Origin of the sequence: uncultured Dysosmobacter sp., assembly GCF_947631635.1 — a bacterium.
Classification (GTDB): domain Bacteria; phylum Bacillota; class Clostridia; order Oscillospirales; family Oscillospiraceae; genus Oscillibacter.
The window spans coordinates 14,299-31,729 of the sequence record NZ_CANRMB010000006.1; the positions used below are offsets into that span (position 1 = coordinate 14,299).

Genomic DNA, 17,431 nt, shown 5'->3' on the forward strand with positions numbered 1-17,431 from the left:
GGCAAACATGCCATGGCATTGTCTGGATGGAGGAATATATGGAGCTAAATGAGTGTATCAATTTTCAGCTGAATAATGCACAAAATGCTGTGTTTCATTATTTTAAGTTGATGCTGGCACCCTATGATGTGACACCGATCCAATATGCGCTGCTGAAATGCCTTTGGACAGAGGATATGCAGCCGCCTACCCAGCTTGCGCAGACACTGCAGTTGGACACCTCCACGGTTTCTGGCCTTCTTGACCGCCTGGAAAAGAAGGGGCTGATTGAGCGCATATACAATACACAGGACCGGAGAGGCATCCATGTACATCTGATGAACAGCGGTGCTGCATTGCAGGGGCCCATCGAAGAGACGATCATGGCTGCCAACAAAGAAATCACTGCCGGAATCAACCCGGAGGATTTGGAGCGGTTTCGTCTACAGTTGAAAGTCATTGAAAACAATGCAAAAGCCGGCAGGCATGTGTGAAGATTCGTATGGGACTTGAGACCGCGCGATTCGGTGTGTTCCTGTCCTGTTCGCCCTGAATTCGATTGCTCTTTAGCTTTTTCCTTGCTGTTATTCCGCCTGCTTTGAAACTTTTGTGTTTATTTCCTTAGGTACGGTTTATAATTCTTATGGGTCAAGCCTCGCATTTCCGCTGTACTCGGCGGAGATGCGGGGCTCTTTTCATGCCGTGCCGATTCGGAGAAAGTTAAGGAAGCACTGATGAAATCCAAGTATGCGCCTTGGCAGGCGAAGAAGATGCCGCCAAGACGTATGCGGGGATCTATTCAGGGATTCCTTAATTGTATCCCCCTTCTGCCAGGCGACCATTGTTGAGTCAAAAATAACTCAAGAGTTGTCCTTGACTCGCAAAAAGAGACAAGAAGAATGGAAGAAAAACAAAGAACATATACAACATGCACAAATAAATATCAATTGCTGGGAAAAATCAAAAACAACGCCAAAAAAATAACAAGAAAAATATTTACATGGGCGCATATAGCCGTTTCCTGTGCGATGCGTATGGAATTGCTTTGGGGCATATGAATACAGGAATTCGATAAAAATGCGAAAATCATCCGAGTCCAAACCAACTCGGAAACTATAAATCAGCAGGATAGCAATTGCCTTGGCATACCAATTTATAAATTAGAGCACATTATCAGTATGAGATATTGGGAAATGAGCATGACATAAATATCCGCATGTACATGCAATAAACGCAAATAAAGCCATAATTTTTGCATAAATATTATGAAAATTTGAATAATGTGATGATGCTGGTTAACCCCATTTTCATTCAGAGATGTGTGTGAAAACCAGTTTATAGAATGCTTTAAAAATGGCACAAGTTTTGCTAAATAATAAATTAGAACATGCAGATGGTCTGCATGATTCTAGTATAGAGAAAGGAGTTATTCGGGCATCACTTTAAAAATTATAAAGGAGGCATATATTGTATGAAATTTAAACGTGCAGAAATTATTTGGCTAGTCGCATCTATTGCTGTATACTTGTTCTTCAATATTCCTGGAGTGCCAGCCTACAATGACTTCACGGGGTCCATCGTTCACCATACGATCGGGTTTTTGCTGATCTGGGTCGTGAACTATGTTGGATTCCACAAAATTTGCAAGATCTACCGTGCGCGTAAAGCTCCTGATGAAGCTGAATCTGAGAATAAAAAGTAAGAAAGGAGGCACATCATGCTTAGTACTACTACATTATGGGTTTGCATAATTACTTACCTCATTATTGTGTTAGGCATCAGCAGCGTTGTGCACTACATTCAGAACAAAAGAACACATGGCGACCTGTTCAAAGCAAAATTGCCTTGGCCCCAGGCGGTTATGACTTATATCGCATCTCAGATGTCCACATGGCTGTTTTTCGCCGGGCCCGGCGGATATTACCGCGGCGGCTTTGTGTACTTCATGGCGGAAATGGGCTGGGTCCCCATGTTCATGCTGATTTCCCACTTTGTACTGAACAAGGTTTGGGCGCTGAACCGTCATAGAGACTATGTGACGCCCTCTGACTTCTTCGCTGACCGGTTCCAAAGCCCTGCTCTGCGAGCCATTACCGGTTTGATCTTCCTGGCATCCTCTCTGCCGTATGTTACCTCCGTTCTGGTGGCTATTGCACAGGGCGCTCAAGTGGCTACCGATGGCGCCGCCAACTATACCACTGTCTGCATCGTGATTGGTCTGGCAATGGTGATTTTCACCGCCATTGGTGGTTTCAAGTCCGTGGCGCTGACGGATACAATTCAGGGCGTGATTTTTATCATCTGCATCTGGTTTATCGCGCTGACCTGCTTGGGCATTGGCTTCAACTTCTCTCTGCCCACCGCTTTGAAGAGCATCTATGACAATGCCGGTCCCGAGTGGTTCTCCATGCCGGGCCTGTATAACTGGGTGCCTTACGGCTACCGTTTCGGCTATCCGTTCTCCTGCATGATCGGCCTGTCCGTTATGGTTCCTCATGTGTTTGTCCGTTGCTGCTATGCCAGTAAGGATCTGGACACCCAGCGGAAAGTAAACAAACTGACGCCCCCCGTCCGTCTGTTTACTTGGTTTGGCTGCCTGATTGTCGGTATCGTCGGTATCGCCCTGCTGCCCGGCCTGGAAAAGTCCACCACGGAGATGATCATTCCCTTCCTGGTCAAGGATATCGTTCTGCAAGCCTATCCTGCTCTGGCCACTGTGCTGATGATCATGTTCTTTGTTGGCGCCACCGGCGTTGGCATTTCCACCGCAGACTCCTATTTGCTGGTTGCGGCTTCCATCGTGTCTGACGACTTCATTGGCAAGCTGTTCAAGATTGAACTGAACCAGAAGAAGAAAGAGAATATTGGACGGCTGGTCATTCTCATTATCGGCGTACTGAGCGTTTTCATGGCCATGAATCCGCCCGACCTGATTTATACGCTGATTATGTTTGCCTGCGCCATCGTTATGCCGCTGTTCCCCATTCTGGTTCTGGCAATCTACTGGAAGCGCGCTACCAAGGCTGGCGCAATTGCCGGCGCTGTGGTTGGCACGATTCTGGTTCTGCTGACCTATTTCGTCTGGAACATTGGAAATACCTGGTACGGCGCCATTGGTGTTCTGGGTTCTCTGGTTGCGACCGTGGTCGTCAGCCTGTTGACCAAGGACTCCACGCCTGAGGCTACTACGGACTTCTATGCCACGCTGGATAGGGGGCTGGAAGAAATCTACGACGTCGATCCTGCCGCAAAATAATCATTGGGAAAATCTTCGGTATCGTGCGGAGTGTTCCAGCAATATGATGCTTTGATTTTGTACATGGGCTGTTGGTGGTGCCCGCTCTTTAGGACAGGCCCCTCCTCCCTGCTTGTCCCAATAACGGTCCATCAATAGCCCTGTACAATCAAAATATAAAACAAAGAATTTTAAACGAAAAATTAACAAAGAGAGGGGTTCTGCAAAATCATGCGACCTTTAGAAGGAATTAAAATCATTGATTTTTCTTCTGCTCATGCAGCGGTTTATTCAACAATGATTCTGGCGGACTTTGGAGCGGATGTCCTGAAAATTGAAAGATATGGTACAGGAGATGCTGCTCGCTATTATACGCCTTATCAAAAAGACGGCAGTGCCTATCACGCGTATTTGAATCGTGGCAAGAAAAGCCTGAGCATCAATATGAAGACCCCTGAGGGAAAAGAGATTATCAAAAAACTGGTGGCGGAGGCCGACGTAGTTGTGGAGAACTTCCGCTATGGAAGTCTGGACAAAATGGGCCTTGGGTATTCCGTGCTGAAAGAAGTAAAACCTGATCTTATTTATGCTGCCCTGTCTTCCTTCGGCCAGACCGGCCCCCTGAAGAGGCAAAATGGTCTGGATTTGACGCTGCAGGCTATGGGAGGCATTATGGACCTGACCGGCCGCAAAGACGGTCCCCCGATTAAGATCGGCACCCCCATCGGCGATCAGTTCAGCGGCGTATATTTGGCGCTCGCTATTATGCTGGCACTGGTACATAGGCAGAAAACCGGCGAAGGCCAGAAGATCGATGTGGCTATGATGGATGCCATTTTCTCTATGCTGGAGATGGGCGTCATTCAACCCGCAATTACCGGCCAGCCTACTGTTCGCCGGGGCAATGGTTCCCCGGTCATTTGCCCCTATGATGTATTTCCTGCGGCGGATGGATATGTGTCTATTGGCGTTTCCACAAATGCCCAGTGGGTAAAGTTCTGCCAGGTGATGGAACTGGATGATTTGGCACAGAACCCGCTCTATGCCACAAACGCCAGCCGTGCGGAGCATTTCGACGAGGGACTGCGTGCAGCAATTGAGGCAAAGACCAAGACCATGTCCCGGTTTGAGATCGAACAGAAGCTGCGCTCTGTGAATTTGCCCGTTGGTGCGGTCTGTACGGTATATGAGGCTTCAGAGAGCGAACAGATTAAAGCCAGAGACATGGTCGTAGAGGTTGAGGACAAGGCGGCCGGCAAGGTGCGGATGTTTGGCATTCCCGCAAAACTGTCGGCAACTCCCGGCGCTATTACTTCCAGCGCTCCTTTGCTGGGTGAACACACGACTGCTTGCCTGAAAGAGCTGGGATATACGGAAGCAGAAATTGATAAGCTGATTGCGGATAAGGTTGTTGAGCAGTCGTAAGCACACTGCACGAAATGGCTGAAAGCAAAAATTGAGGAAAACGATCCTTATATTGAATTAACTGTTAAAGGAGCAAAGCGCAATGAAAAAGCCTTTGGACGGCGTTACTATTATTGATTTCACGCATGCCTACAGTGGACCGTTCTGCACAATGAATTTGGCGGACTTCGGTGCGAACGTAATTAAAATTGAGCGCTGCGGCACCGGTGATCAGTCCCGATACTGGGGACCTTTTAACAAGGAAGGCTACAGCGGGTATTACGCATATTACAATAGAAATAAACGGGGTATCGCTCTGGATATTTCAAAGCCCGCCGGGCAGGAAATCATTAAAAAGTTGGTAAAAAAAGCAGATATCGTTGTAGAGAATTTTAAGGTGGGAACCCTTGATAAATTAGGCCTGGGTTATGAGGATTTAAAAAAGGAAAATCCACAGTTGATTTATGCGGCACTTTCCGGGTTTGGCCAGAACGGGCCGTTGCATAAGTTGGCGGCTTATGATAATGTAATAGAAGCGATGAGCGGCTTGATGGAGATGACAGGCTTCCCAGGCGAACCGGGCTTGAGAGCTGGTGCCTCCATTGGCGACAGCTATCTGGGACTTTACGGCGCGTTGGCAATTATGCTGGCATATTTCCATAAATGCCGCACTGGTGAAGGTCAAAAAATCGACCTTGCAATGATGGATGTGCTTTTTGCACTTCCTGAGGCTCCGTTCTTGAATTATACGGTACTTGGCAAGAAGATTACTCGCTGCGGCAACGGTGTTCGCCATCTACTGGCCCCCTACGATGTTTACCGCTGCAAAGACGGTTGGTTTGCGGCAGGTGTCACCAGTGAGAATACTTGGCCGGAGTTCTGCCGCGTGATTGGACATCCTGAAATGGCGGAGGACGCCCGATTTAAAAGTATGCAGCTGAGATGTGAGCACTTTGACGAAATGACGGAACTGGTTTCCCCCTATTTTGCGGACAAGACCAAAGCGGAACTAACAGAGGTGTGGTCCAATACAAATCTGGCCTTTGGCCCGGTGATGACGACCAAGGAACTTCTGGATTTCCCGCAGCTGTGGGAGCGGGAAATGTTGGTTAAGGCCAATGACCCGGGCCTCGGCGAGTATATCGCCGTCGGCAACCCTATGAAATTGGAAGCATCTCCGGCCGATATTCGCAAAGGCGCACCCTTGCTGGGTGAGAATACGGAGGAAGTATTGAAAGAAATCGGCTATACGGAGAAAGAGATTGGCGAGTTTATTAATGCTGGTGTTGCACAGTAAGTATTTCCACAAATGACGTTGGGCGAGGGGGATATTTTGTGGCGGAGATGGAATTTCCCTTTGATTTGGTGACGTTTAAAAATCTGATCGATCATGCCTATGACGGTATCGGCATTTGGAACAAGGAAGGGAAACTTATTTATATCAACAATGCCTGTTACCGCAGATATGGCGTTTCGCCTGAAGAGATGATCGGAAAGAATACGGAGTATTTTACAACTGGAGAAAAGCCGTTTTGGGATGTTTCCACTTCGCCTCGCGCATTTCAGGAAAAGAAACCCGTTCTGCAGAAATATCGCTCTTTATCTGGCCTGGATGTGACAATGATCACGGTTCCGGTGCTTGACAATCAGGGAGAAGTTGAATATGTGATCCAAACCTCGCGGGATGACGATCGTCATCTGTTCGAATACATTTCCCCGATGGTACAGGATGCTGCGCTCGGTGAGCATGAAGAGACTGCCGAAAATAGATGCAGGATCGTATACAAAAGTGCCCAATTCCAGGAACTGATGAAAGAAGCTTCTGAAATTGCCAATACGGATGTGCCCTGCTTGATTTTAGGCGAAACGGGAACTGGAAAGAATATGCTGGCGGAACATATCCATCGTATTAGCGACCGAAGGAAAAAGCCCTTTATTTATGTTAATGTCGCAAGCCTAAATCCCAATTTGATTGAGTCACAGCTGTTTGGATACTGTAAAGGCGCTTTTTCCGGCGCCCAGAAGAGCGGCAGCCAGGGACTATTCAAAGCTGCGGACGGCGGTGTGATTTTTCTGGATGAGATCGGAGAAATGCCGCTGGAGCTCCAGTCGAAGATACTCCACGTTGTTCAGACAGGAGAGTTTATTCCCGTTGGAGGTGTGAAGGCAGAGCGGGTGGATGTACGTATCCTTTCCGCAACGAATTGTTCCCTGCACGACATGGTAAAAAGCGGAAGGTTTCGGCAGGATCTCTATCACCGCTTGAGCGTGGTTGAGCTGTATATACCGCCGTTGAGGTCGCGTCCGGATGACTTGGCGCTGCTGATAACGTTCTTCTTAAATCAGTTTAATAAAAAGTATGGAAAACTCTGTACATTGGCGAAAGAAACGCGGGATATTCTGCTCAGGTATTCATACAACGGAAATGTGCGGGAACTCTCCAACATTATGGAGCGGTGTGTGCTGATGACGAAAGACAGCGAAATAAAGCCCATCGCGCTGCCGAAAAATGTCTTTTCGATTGCGGCACAGCAGCAGGTGCATCAGGACTATACCGTTACGCAGGGATCGCTGGAGAAGACCATGCAGGAATTCGAGCGGCAGCTTGTTTGTAAAGCCTATCGGGAAAATCCAAGCTCCCGCCGTTTAGCGGCAGCGCTTCAGATCAGCCAGACAAAGGCGAGCCGATTGATTCGTAAATATGTTTTAGAAGAAAAATCGTCTTTGCCGGAAGAGTAAAAAATCACAGGCATCCCATCTGCTTTTTGCAGATGGGATGCCTGTGATTCTGAAAAAGTGACCAATGCAGAACTGGCCCGCTGAGGATATCTCTGTGTATTTATAAACCATTCAGGAATTGACCGCATCAAAAACATCTCGGCGCTAAACCAGTCCTTATCTGTATCCTGCACACTTGGGGATCTCAGACGAATTACCATCCTCATATTCATGTGATCCTGCTGGTAGAAGGGCTTACATCTCTTAATCAATGGAAGGACAAGGGAGGCCGTCTCTTTCTCCCCGTCAGGGTTTTATCCCGTCTGTTCCGAGGAAAATACCTAGCTGAATTAAAGGCGCTTTGGAAATCCGGTAACTACGATTTCATGGAAGCAGTAAAATTTACGGTGATACCAGCGGGTTCCAGCGACTCTTGGACACCTGCTATGCGAAGAAATGGGTTCCTCATTGCAAGAAGACCTTCAATGGAGTGCAATCTGTATTGCCATCAGCAATCAGCAAATTATCCGGATGGATGAAAAGACGGTCGCCTTTTCTGTGAAGGGTTACCGGAACGAAGGACATTGGAGGGGATTGACCCTTTCCGGAACAGAGTTTATTCGACGATTCCTTATGCATATGTTGCTGCGGGGCTTTGTTCGGATCCGCCTGGGCGGTGTTTCCATCTTGGGCAGTGCCGCCCCCTCCGTGGGATTCCGGGCGGTCAGATGCTTCCGCACCGCCGCGTCCATCGCCTGATGGAGAACGCCATGGACGCTATCACGGTATGACTCGATGCTGTTGTACAGCTTTTTCAACAGTTTTTCGTCCACCGCGAATGGAGACGGCCAAGAGTAAGATGATAATCATTACACAGACGATTCCAATAGCCAGAACAGTGGGATAGCCCGTTTCATTGCCCAGCCAGTCAATTATACAACCAATCAAACTTGTGGTACCCGCATAACCAATAGAAGAAACCATGGTCACATAGGACAGATATTTTTTATAGTCGATTTTTTGGTAGACGTCACGAAACATGACTGGTATCATAACGGAGTTCATACCCATTGCCGCGCCAAGGAACAAGGATCCCACCATGTGTATGGGAATCGAGTTGATCAGTAACAGGAGAAGACTGAGGGGGATGAAAATGAGTCCTGATATCAATGCGATCTTTAGGCCGTAGCGATCATAAATGCGTCCTAAAGTCAACTTACATGCGATGTTTCCAGCCATACAGCAGGATGTCATCCAAGCGCCCACCTCGGCACTGTGACCAGCATTTACAGCAATTGCACTAAGAAAATTCGGGTATGCACACAGAGCGGAGATAAACAGAATAGCCAGTAGCATCAGCCAAAAAGAAATCGTATAGGCTAGATCTGCTGTATACACAGTGTCACCTTCAACACTTGGCGGGGTCTGCCGGGAACATTCCGCATCATTCTCCCATCCGTAAGGCTGACAACCGACATCTGCCGGCCGAAGCCGAAGAAGAAAAATCGAAATGGGCAGCTGCAGCAGCAAAAGCCCCCCCATGATCCAATACGACATGCGCCAGCCGAGGTTCTCGATAACAAAATTGATAACCGGACTGGCTATAACTCCCCCTACTCCGGCAAAAGATGACGCGATTCCCATAGCAAGGCCGGTCTTTTGATAAAACCAGTTACACAGGAGCAGAGCCAGTAGGTAGTTGCGAAGAAACGCACCGCCTATGCCTTCCAAAAGAGCAGCAATATAAAATGCCGCCAAACTTTGGGCGGAAGCCATAAGGGCAGCACTGGAACATATGAGCAGTGAGGCTGTTCCTAGAACTATGCGGCAGTCAATTTTGGCGAATACCTTATCCGCGAAAGACAGAACAACACAGGAACAAATGTTAGAGATTAAAGCGGTCGTGGTAAGGGCTCCCATGCCGAAATCGAAGTCTTCCAAAATAGGAAGATAGAACAGGCCGCGGCAGTTGACCGTAAGACCAAGGGAAAGCGCCTGAATAATACAGCAACCAATCAGAATGAACCAGGCTTTATGTATGCTTCTATTTTTCATATTTTCATAAGAATTCCTATAATCCTATAAAAAGTGGGCGTTGCCGTTTTGCAACGCCCACTTTCGTCACAAGCAGTTACGATACAGATCAAAAAATGATTGCTGAGACTATTTCACCAACAAAAATCGATGGCATATTGACTGATAAACTCCGCTGCGTTAATGATGCAATCCTCATCCAAACCAAACCGGGGATTATGATGTGGATATGTAGGAACCTTTTCTGGATTCATCCCGCCGACATTGACATAGAGCGAAGGACGCATTTTGCAGTAATAGCAGAAGTCATCGCAGCCTGTTGCCTTTTCGCTGTAAAAGAGGGAATCTTCACCTTTCAGCTTGACGCTTACCTTTTCGCCAAGAGCTGCCAGCTTTTCGTCATTGACGACTGCATCAAGTCCCGGGATAAAGGACACCTCTGCTGTGGCGCCAAATGCGGCAGCTGTGTTTTCGGCAATTCGCTTGAGGGATGATGTGAAATGCTCAAATTCATCCTCATCATAATAGCGGATAGTGCCTTCCATATAGGCATACTCGGAGATGATATTTTTTGCTGTGCCGGAATGGAAGCTTCCGATGCTCATCACCAGCGCGCGATTAGGATTCATCTCCCGGCTGACGAAGGTCTGCAGGTTCATAAGGACCGAGGCAGCCGCCACGGTTGCGTCAATAGCGGTTTGCGGAACACCGCCATGTCCGCCCTTTCCGCGTACACCGATGTTAATGCTGCAGGAAGCGGAAGCACGCGCTCCGGGTACTGTATCAAACTTACCGACTGGCATCATACTCTGCACGTGGAAACCCAAAAATGACTCACAATCATCCAGGAGACCACTGCCGGTCATGACTGGGCCGCCGCAAGGCAGATACTCCTCTGCCGGCTGAAATACAAATTTGACTGTGCCGTGAAGCTGCTCTCTGTTGGCACACAGATATCTGGCTGCGGCAATCAGGGCTGCCGCATGGGCATCGTGGCCGCAGGCGTGCATGACGCCGTCGTGCATAGACTTGTAGGGAACATCGGTCTCTTCCTGAATGGGCAATGCGTCAATGTCCGCACGAATCCCCAACACAGGGCCTTCCTGCGCGCCTTTCAAAACCGCGATCAGGCCTGTCTTGCCCGGTTGATAGATCTCAAGTCCCAGCTTTCGCATTGCATCCGCAATATACGCAGTCGTTTCAAATTCCTGATTGCTCAGCTCGGCGTGCTGGTGGAACCAGCGCCGGTCAGCAATTGCCTGCTCAGCCAGGGACTCGTCGATTTTGCATGGAAATGTATGTTCGTTGTTGTTCATTTTTTTGCTCCTTATTACACGTGTTGGAAATTTAGGCCGATCAGAAGGGTCCCAGGTTGATGATCGTGCAGAATGCAACGACTGCGCAGCTAAAGACAGCCACAACGACGACCAGAGGCATGAAGAACTTGATCCACTTGTTGTAGGGAATTCCGGCCATTGCGAGACCCGCCATGCAAGCCGTGGGCCAAAGGCAATTCGTAAAGCCATCGCCCAACTGGAATGCAATGACAGCGGTCTGGCGGGTAATGCCCAGCATATCTGCCAGCGGGGCGATCAGGGGCATCGTGACAGCTGCCTGACCGGAGCCGGAAGGAACCAGGAAGTTAAAGAAGAACTGGAAAATGTAGATGAAAACTGCCGCCAGCACTTTGGGCATGCCACCCAGCAATTGGAAAGCCGCATAAAGGATCGTATCGACTACCATGCCGCCTTCCAGAATGATCAGGATGCCGCGGGCCATGCCAACCATCAGTGCGCCCATCAGCACGTTGTGGGCGCCCTGAACGAAACCGTCGGCAATGTCATTGAGGCTTTTTCCATCAATCAAGGCTACCACGATGGCCACTACCAGCAGATAACCGCCGATCTGGGAGCCATCCCACCAGCCCAGGACGGTCAAACCATAGATTAGGCCGAGGAAGCCAATAACAGTTGCAGCAAGAACGACCTTTTTACGAGCGGTAAATGCAGGGAGGTTTTGGGGGACAGAGCCAGCCGAAGAAGCTTCACTTGCGTCACTGCTGTACATGAGACTGCGGGTAGGATCCTTGCTGATCTTTCGGGCATACAGAATGGTATAACCAACACCGAGGATCATCAATACCGCATAGATAAACAGACGCATTCCCAGACCGGAATACAGCGGCAGTTCACAGATGCCCTGTGCAATACCGGCAGTCCAGTAGTTCATAGGTCCGGCAGTGAAACCCAGGATGTTGCCTAACATGCACATGGCATAGCCAACAATAGGATCATAACCCATCGTTTTGGCCACCAGGACAAATAGTGGGATAAAGGCGAAGCAGCTTTCAGAAATGCCGAGAAACGCACCCAACAGAGAGGTGATAAGGCTCATGGCAGGGATGATCAAAAGAGAGTATTTTCTCAGTTTGTCAACGGAGGCGTTCAGAGCAATTTCGAAAACCTGGGTGGAATTGATAATGCCGAATGCGGCGCCGTAGACCAGCACGATAGCGCCGACAGAAATGCTTTCAATGATGCCTTTGGGAATCGATTCAAAGATGCCAAAGAAAGAAACACCGTTCTGCTCTACATACTGGAAGGAATTGGGGTCTGTGACGGTACGGCCCGTGCTGGGATCGACCATGTCTGCATATTGTCCGGCAGGGATGACGTAGGTAAGAATTGCGGCAAAGACAATCATGATCATAATGACTACGATTGCATTTGGGGCTTTCATTTTGGAGGCCTTTTTCATTTGTACCTTCCTCTCTCTTCTTTTTTATTATCCAGATTATACATTTTACAGAGGGTTACAAGGTGGATTTTGCGTTTTTGCGTGTTACTTGAAGACTGCCAGCGCCTGCTCAAAGTCACGCACCAGGTCATCTGCGTCCTCAATGCCCACGGACACCCGGATCATGCCGGGGGTGATGCCCATTTTGCGGCGGGTCTCGTCGGGTACGCCTGCGTGGGACGAGAGAACGGGGTAGCTCAAAGTGGTGTGCAGGCCGCCCAGAGTGGGGGCGTAGCGGGGGAATTTCAGCGCCAGCATGAACTGGTCGATCTTCTCCTTGTCCTCCTCCACAATGAAGCTCAGCATGGCGCAGTAGCCGTTTTTGCCGAACATGCTGTCCGCCAGTGCCTTCTGGGGATAGGTGGGCAGGCTGGGATGGTTGACCTTCTCCACACAGGGATGCTCGGAGAGCATCTTGGCCAGCTTCTCAGCTGTGTGCATCTGCTGGGGGACGCGGAGAGAGGCGGTCTTGATGCCCCGCTCAATTAGCCAGGAGCTGAAGGGATCGCCGGGGGTGCCCAGCAGCATGGCCACCGACTGGATCTTGTCGCACAGGGCCTGGGTGGTGGTCACGGCGCCGCCCACGGCGTCGCTGTGGCCGTTGAGGAATTTGGTGAGGCTGTTGACCACAATGTCCGCGCCGAAGTCAATGGGACGGATGGCGATGGGAGAGGTGAAGGTGTTGTCCACCATCAGCAGCGCGCCGTTTTGATGGGCGAGCGCAGACACCGCACGCAGGTCCACCAGCGTCAGCGTGGGATTGGAGAACACCTCGGAGTAGATCAGCTTGGTGTTGGGCCGCACGGCCTTGGCGATGTCCTCTGTGTTCTGATAGTCCACGAAGGTCACCTCCACCCCGCACTTTTTCAAGATCTGGGTCATGACGCAGAAGGTCTCGCCGTAGATGTTGGCGTTGCAGATCACATGGTCGCCGGGCTCCAGCAGCGCCATCAGGGTCGTGGTGATGGCGCCCATGCCGGAGGAAAAGACCAGGGACTCCTCGCCGCCCTCCAGGCAGGAGATGACCTCTCCCAGGGCGGTGCGGTTGGGGTTGCGGGTGCGGATGTAAGTATAGCCTTTGCTGTCATAGGTGTCCTGCACCTCCTGAAATCCCTTCATGGTGAAGGCGGTGGTCAGGAAGCAGGGAATGGTCTCCGGGTGCATCCCGAAGCCGGGAAGATGGTCGCCCTTATACAGGGCTTCTGTTGCAACTGAGTAGTCAGGCATATGATTTCTCCTATTTCTTTGCATTGATATGCGGGTCGAAAAATGCTCCTCCCTTCCTTTGTAAATATACAAGTATACAAGTTTTCCGCGAAAGATATTTGTGTTTCCTCTCCCAAAATCATACGATGACGTTTTAGTGCACTATAAGGTCAATCTAAATTTCTCTGGCAGAATTGACAAAATTCGGCCTCTTGACTCCGCCAATTCCCACAATTTTTTGAAAATTGTGCCCACCAAACCTTATAGTGCAGTATAGACTTTTAAAAAAATTTCAACCATTTTGCACAAAATTTCCTGCTGTTTTTTGCTTTTGCCACAGGGAGAGGAGGATGGGAATGAAGAAACGCTATACGGTGGGCGAGGCAGCCACGCTGCTGAACATGTCGCCGCAGGCCGCCTTGGTGCCCTTCATGCATGTCACGTTCCGCAGATACTGCAGCAGGGCTTTCCACGCCTCATAGGCGGTGGTGATTTCTTCACCATAGACATGAAGGCCTCCTTTATAGCAATGCCGTCTTGCCGGTGTGCCATCGGCCGACGTGTGTCATTTGAGCAGGATAATGTAAGTTTGTCAAACATATTGGACAGTGAAGTCAAGAGGAAAAAGCCAACGGGGAGGCCTTATAGGGAAGTTGTTGGAGCGGCGGACATGATGTGCCAGCTGACAAAATCGTTGACCGCTATGACAGAGGCTCAGAATTGGCACATGGACTGATCCCGGTTTGCGATGTATGCCACATATAGGATAACTCAGGAGATGCCCCCTATCGCATTTTCAAAAAGCGCAAAAGCCAATGCTGGTATTGCACCGAACCGCATCTGTGGCTAAAGGAAGATATCACGGCGCTGATAGGCATTTCATATGCCGAAAGGGCAGCCCTGAACCAGAGAAAATAAGACCGTTCAACCAAACTGCCGGATTGGCCGGTTAAGGATACAGCATGTATCGTATCAAGCAGTTTCCGTGTGCAACAAAAGTACGACACCAGTTAGATATTAACTGGTGTCGTACTTTTGCCGTATAAGAAAAGCTCACAAATCAAGTAATTCCAGGGGCTTCAAGGGGCGACAGGTTGGAGTCCTGTATCGTCCACCACCTGGAAATCCAGGGGAAGCCCCAGAGCCGCAAGGCTTTGGGACTTTATTTTTGCGGGGCGAATCATACAAAGCTATGCAAAGAATTGCGGAATCATGCAATGCTTTGCGGTTAAATTTCAGGTTCAATAAGAGGGCGGCACTTTTTAGAGTGCCGCCCTCTTGTGCGTGGGTCTCGCATCCGGGCCGCCCTTTGCCCAGCCGGCGGATCTGCCGCCGGTTACAGGTTGTCAGCCCTCCGTCTCCCGCAGGCGCTCCACGATGGTAAAGCGGGCCGCGGAACGGTAGACCGCCAGAGGCACCAGCGCCCCCAGGATCAGGAACACCGGCAGCACCAGCAGCACCGGCAGGACGGTGAACCGGTAGGTGAAGAACCAGAACAGGCTGCTGACCATGTTCCCCGCCAGGGGTCCCAGCACCAGGCTCAACGCCAGGGAGAGGGCCATGGCCAGCAGGGTGTAGTACAACCCCTCACACACCAGCATGGTTTTCAGCTGCTTCCCCGTCATGCCCACGGACTGGAGGACGGCAAACTCCCGCTTCCGGGTCAGGATGCCCGTCAGGACGGCGTTGACGAAGTTCAGCACGCCCACCAGGCCGATGATGAAGCTCAAGACCCCGCCCAGGGTGAGGAACATGCCTCTAAAGCCCTCGAACTCGTCCACGTAGGTCTGCCTGCTCTCATAGTTGTAGAGGGGCTGGACCGTCTCGGTGTACCCCGCCAGGAAGTCCTCCATAGCGGCGTTGGACTCCTCCGTGGTGTTGAAGGGGTAGATCATGACCATATCGGTGCCGGTGTCCCGCTGGAACTGCTCCGCCCCCAGGATATAGTCGTCGGCCCCTGTGACACCGTAGCGGAAGGAGATGGCGCTGGGTACCCCTACCAGGGCGCAGACGGTGTACTCCTTCTCCTCATAGACCTTGGGGCGGCGTACGAAGGTGTCAGTCTCATCCCGGCTGTACCGGGCGTCCACTTCTTCCAGGGAAAGCTCTTCCCCGGTGTCCCTGTCGAGCCACGTCCACTCGGACACATAGCGCAAGGTCACGGCATCCCCCAGTCTGGCCCAGGCGCTTTTGGGCAGCAGGTTCCCGTAGTCGTCCACCCGGCCCACGGCGGCGATGGCGTTTTGCCTGGGGTCCTTCAGTGGCTCCAAGTCCCCCTCAATGACGGTCAACTTGCTGAGGGGGAAATCCTCCATGCCGTAGAGCAGGGCGTCCGCTGCCACCCGTCCGTCGGGCAGGTGCTCCGCGTAATCCACCTGGCTCTGGGCGGCCTCCTCGCCGTGTCCCATCCACGCCTGCTTCAGCCAGTCCTGGGCGACAAACTGCTGGACGTTCCAGGTCAGGGCGTACACCCGCCCGCTCTCGGTGATGCCGCCCTGGGCCTCAATGTCGGCAATGACCTCCTCCGGCACGGCGTTGTCGGCGGAGCGGAAGTTGCCGCTGCCCGCCACGAACTGGTCCGCGTGGCCCACGATGAAATCCGTGCAGACGAAGCTGGCCAGATACTTGTCCATGTCGAAGCCGCCGGTGAAGGTGCACGTCAGGGTCATCAGCACCACCGCCAGGGTCAGGGACACCACGGTGACCGCCGTCTTGCCCCGGCTTCGGCCCAGGTTGGCCCAGGCCATTTTCGGCAGGGACGCGCCGCTGGCCGCCCCTCTCACGGCCCGCTTCCCCTTCTTTCTTCCCGATGTCTGGCCGCCCTCGGTGCAGCGGACGGCCTCCACCGGGGAGACCTTCGCCGCCAGCCGTCCGGGACGCCGGCAGGAGAGGAACACCGTCGCCAGGGAGAACAGCGCCGCGCCGAGAAAGATCCAGGGGTTGAAGGAGACGAAGGCGCGTTTATAGTTGAGCTGGGCCATGATGACGGGGGTCAGGCCGTTGCCGATCACAAAGCCCAGGAGCAGGCCCAGAGGGATGCCGATGCAGCTCAGCAGCAGGGCCTGCTGGCGGATGACGCGCTTGAGCTGCCGCCCCGTGGTGCCGATGGTTTTCAGGAGGCCGTAAAACCGGATGTCGTTGGTGACGGAGATCTGGAACACGTTGTAGATGATGAGATACCCGGTGAAGATGATGAGCAGCAGAATGGCGGCGATGGCGATGACCGTTTCCGGGTCAAAGCTGCTGGAGAACCGGGAGCCGGTGTGGGCCCAGCTGACGCCAATCTTCAGGTAATTGTCCTTTCCCGGCTCCTGGTTCTGATAGCCGTGGTTTTCCAGCACGGTCTCCAGGTTCTCCCGGATGTTCAGGGCGTTTTTGAACATCACGTCCAGGGTCCACTTGCCGGTTATGGTGGACAGGTTGGCCTCCGACAGGGCAATCAGCTCCTGGGCGGCGGACTGGGGCAGGAGGACGTGGTTGGCGACGACGGCGCTGTCGTACTCCCACCAGCCGGAGAGGGTGAAGGTGCGCTCCACGATCTTCCCCGCGCCCACGTCGCAGTCGATGGTGATGGGCAGGGTGATTTTTGCCCCCACCTCCGGTTCCACGCCCAGGAGGGCCAGGATGTGGGTGTCGGTGGCCATCTCGTCGGTGCCCTCCCGTGGCAGGGTCCCCTCCACGGGGTCGCAGAAGAAGTGGGGCGCGCCGTGGGGCTCGATGTAGCTGACCTCCACGTGGGACTTGTTGAAGGGCGGCTCGGTGAGCATCCCCACAAACAGCCGGGCCCAGGAATCCTGCACCAGCGGGTCGGCCCGGAATTCCTCCGCCTGCTCCCAGGTGACCTCCTTGATGGCGCCGTGGCCGTCGCCGCCCATCTGGCGGAAGTTCTCCTGCTGGTAGGAGTAGTTGATGGAGGCGGCGATGGTGAACAGAGATGTAAACAGAACCGTCGTCAGGGCGATGGCCAGCACCGCCACGATGTTTCGGGTGCGGGCCGCCTTCATGGAGCGGAAGCCCAGATGCCGGATGCACTTGCCGTTGGAGACTTTGATCATGGCG

15 protein-coding genes and 1 pseudogene are annotated in these 17,431 nt (G+C 51.8%); 11 read left to right on the forward strand and 5 right to left on the reverse strand.

The genetic code is table 11. The annotated features are described in order from the left end of the window. The first annotated feature begins 38 nt into the window (after nt 1-38). The 10 genes and pseudogenes from Q0Z71_RS04655 (at nt 39) to Q0Z71_RS04700 (ending at nt 8,095) form a co-directional block, all read left to right on the forward strand. A complete protein-coding gene (locus Q0Z71_RS04655) occupies nt 39-473 on the forward strand; it encodes a MarR family winged helix-turn-helix transcriptional regulator (protein ID WP_298018959.1) in 435 nt (144 codons plus the stop codon). A gap of 405 nt (nt 474-878) precedes the next feature. Beyond that, a complete protein-coding gene (locus Q0Z71_RS04660; protein ID WP_298018962.1) occupies nt 879-1,037 on the forward strand; it encodes a hypothetical protein in 159 nt (52 codons plus the stop codon). A gap of 413 nt (nt 1,038-1,450) precedes the next feature. Continuing rightward, entirely contained in the window at nt 1,451-1,681 is a 231-nt protein-coding gene (locus Q0Z71_RS04665) for a hypothetical protein (RefSeq protein ID WP_298018965.1), read from the forward strand. Nucleotides 1,682-1,696: 15 nt separating this feature from the next. Then, the gene (locus Q0Z71_RS04670; RefSeq protein WP_298018968.1) at nt 1,697-3,235 is read left to right on the forward strand and encodes a sodium:solute symporter; all 1,539 of its coding nucleotides are present in this window, start codon (nt 1,697-1,699) and stop codon (nt 3,233-3,235) included. Nucleotides 3,236-3,445: 210 nt separating this feature from the next. Then, nucleotides 3,446-4,639 (forward strand): CaiB/BaiF CoA-transferase family protein, encoded by a 1,194-nt coding sequence (locus tag Q0Z71_RS04675; protein WP_298018972.1) that lies wholly within the window; start codon nt 3,446-3,448, stop codon nt 4,637-4,639. Between the two features lie 82 nt (nt 4,640-4,721). Further along, nucleotides 4,722-5,915, forward strand: a complete 1,194-nt coding sequence (locus Q0Z71_RS04680) for a CaiB/BaiF CoA-transferase family protein (protein ID WP_298018975.1) — start codon at nt 4,722-4,724, stop codon at nt 5,913-5,915. Nucleotides 5,916-5,962: 47 nt separating this feature from the next. Further along, entirely contained in the window at nt 5,963-7,357 is a 1,395-nt protein-coding gene (locus Q0Z71_RS04685) for a sigma-54-dependent Fis family transcriptional regulator (protein ID WP_298019261.1), read from the forward strand. A 212-nt stretch (nt 7,358-7,569) separates the two neighbouring features. Continuing rightward, on the forward strand, nt 7,570-7,875 hold the full coding sequence (locus Q0Z71_RS04690; RefSeq protein WP_298018978.1) for a transposase: 306 nt from the start codon (nt 7,570-7,572) through the stop codon (nt 7,873-7,875). After that, nucleotides 7,868-7,957: pseudogene (locus Q0Z71_RS04695) on the forward strand (hypothetical protein); the annotation flags it as partial. The gene Q0Z71_RS04690 and the pseudogene Q0Z71_RS04695, both read left to right, overlap by 8 nt. Nucleotides 7,958-7,969: 12 nt before the next feature. Continuing rightward, a complete protein-coding gene (locus Q0Z71_RS04700; protein ID WP_298019270.1) occupies nt 7,970-8,095 on the forward strand; it encodes a hypothetical protein in 126 nt (41 codons plus the stop codon). A 21-nt stretch (nt 8,096-8,116) separates the two neighbouring features. Here Q0Z71_RS04700 and Q0Z71_RS04705 read toward each other — a convergent pair whose 3' ends face one another. From Q0Z71_RS04705 to Q0Z71_RS04720, 4 genes are all read right to left on the reverse strand, one after another. After that, entirely contained in the window at nt 8,117-9,391 is a 1,275-nt protein-coding gene (locus tag Q0Z71_RS04705) for an MFS transporter (RefSeq protein ID WP_298018981.1), read from the reverse strand. A gap of 113 nt (nt 9,392-9,504) precedes the next feature. Next, complete coding sequence (locus tag Q0Z71_RS04710) at nt 9,505-10,686, reverse strand: M20 family metallopeptidase (RefSeq protein WP_298018985.1); 1,182 nt, start codon at nt 10,684-10,686, stop codon at nt 9,505-9,507. 40 nt (nt 10,687-10,726) lie between these two features. After that, a complete protein-coding gene (locus tag Q0Z71_RS04715) occupies nt 10,727-12,127 on the reverse strand; it encodes a YfcC family protein (RefSeq protein WP_298018988.1) in 1,401 nt (466 codons plus the stop codon). 84 nt (nt 12,128-12,211) lie between these two features. Continuing rightward, nucleotides 12,212-13,393, reverse strand: coding sequence for a PLP-dependent aspartate aminotransferase family protein (locus Q0Z71_RS04720; protein ID WP_298018991.1), 1,182 nt, complete (start codon nt 13,391-13,393; stop codon nt 12,212-12,214). A gap of 335 nt (nt 13,394-13,728) precedes the next feature. Between Q0Z71_RS04720 and Q0Z71_RS04725 the strand changes: the two genes are divergently transcribed. Then, the gene (locus tag Q0Z71_RS04725) at nt 13,729-13,854 is read left to right on the forward strand and encodes a hypothetical protein (RefSeq protein WP_298018994.1); all 126 of its coding nucleotides are present in this window, start codon (nt 13,729-13,731) and stop codon (nt 13,852-13,854) included. 864 nt (nt 13,855-14,718) lie between these two features. On the opposite strand, the gene Q0Z71_RS04730 is transcribed toward Q0Z71_RS04725, so the two are convergent. Next, entirely contained in the window at nt 14,719-17,427 is a 2,709-nt protein-coding gene (locus tag Q0Z71_RS04730; RefSeq protein WP_298018997.1) for an ABC transporter permease, read from the reverse strand. Nucleotides 17,428-17,431: the final 4 nt, after the last annotated feature.

Coding starts and splice junctions, on each gene's coding strand:
- Q0Z71_RS04655 (WP_298018959.1), top strand. CDS start 39: ATGGAGCTAAATGAGTGTATCAATTTTCAGCTGAATAATGCACAAAAT.
- Q0Z71_RS04660 (WP_298018962.1), top strand. CDS start 879: ATGGAAGAAAAACAAAGAACATATACAACATGCACAAATAAATATCAA.
- Q0Z71_RS04665 (WP_298018965.1), top strand. CDS start 1,451: ATGAAATTTAAACGTGCAGAAATTATTTGGCTAGTCGCATCTATTGCT.
- Q0Z71_RS04670 (WP_298018968.1), top strand. CDS start 1,697: ATGCTTAGTACTACTACATTATGGGTTTGCATAATTACTTACCTCATT.
- Q0Z71_RS04675 (WP_298018972.1), top strand. CDS start 3,446: ATGCGACCTTTAGAAGGAATTAAAATCATTGATTTTTCTTCTGCTCAT.
- Q0Z71_RS04680 (WP_298018975.1), top strand. CDS start 4,722: ATGAAAAAGCCTTTGGACGGCGTTACTATTATTGATTTCACGCATGCC.
- Q0Z71_RS04685 (WP_298019261.1), top strand. CDS start 5,963: ATGGAATTTCCCTTTGATTTGGTGACGTTTAAAAATCTGATCGATCAT.
- Q0Z71_RS04700 (WP_298019270.1), top strand. CDS start 7,970: ATGCATATGTTGCTGCGGGGCTTTGTTCGGATCCGCCTGGGCGGTGTT.
- Q0Z71_RS04705 (WP_298018981.1), bottom strand. CDS start 9,391: ATGAAAAATAGAAGCATACATAAAGCCTGGTTCATTCTGATTGGTTGC.
- Q0Z71_RS04710 (WP_298018985.1), bottom strand. CDS start 10,686: ATGAACAACAACGAACATACATTTCCATGCAAAATCGACGAGTCCCTG.
- Q0Z71_RS04715 (WP_298018988.1), bottom strand. CDS start 12,127: ATGAAAAAGGCCTCCAAAATGAAAGCCCCAAATGCAATCGTAGTCATT.
- Q0Z71_RS04720 (WP_298018991.1), bottom strand. CDS start 13,393: ATGCCTGACTACTCAGTTGCAACAGAAGCCCTGTATAAGGGCGACCAT.
- Q0Z71_RS04725 (WP_298018994.1), top strand. CDS start 13,729: ATGAAGAAACGCTATACGGTGGGCGAGGCAGCCACGCTGCTGAACATG.
- Q0Z71_RS04730 (WP_298018997.1), bottom strand. CDS start 17,427: ATGATCAAAGTCTCCAACGGCAAGTGCATCCGGCATCTGGGCTTCCGC.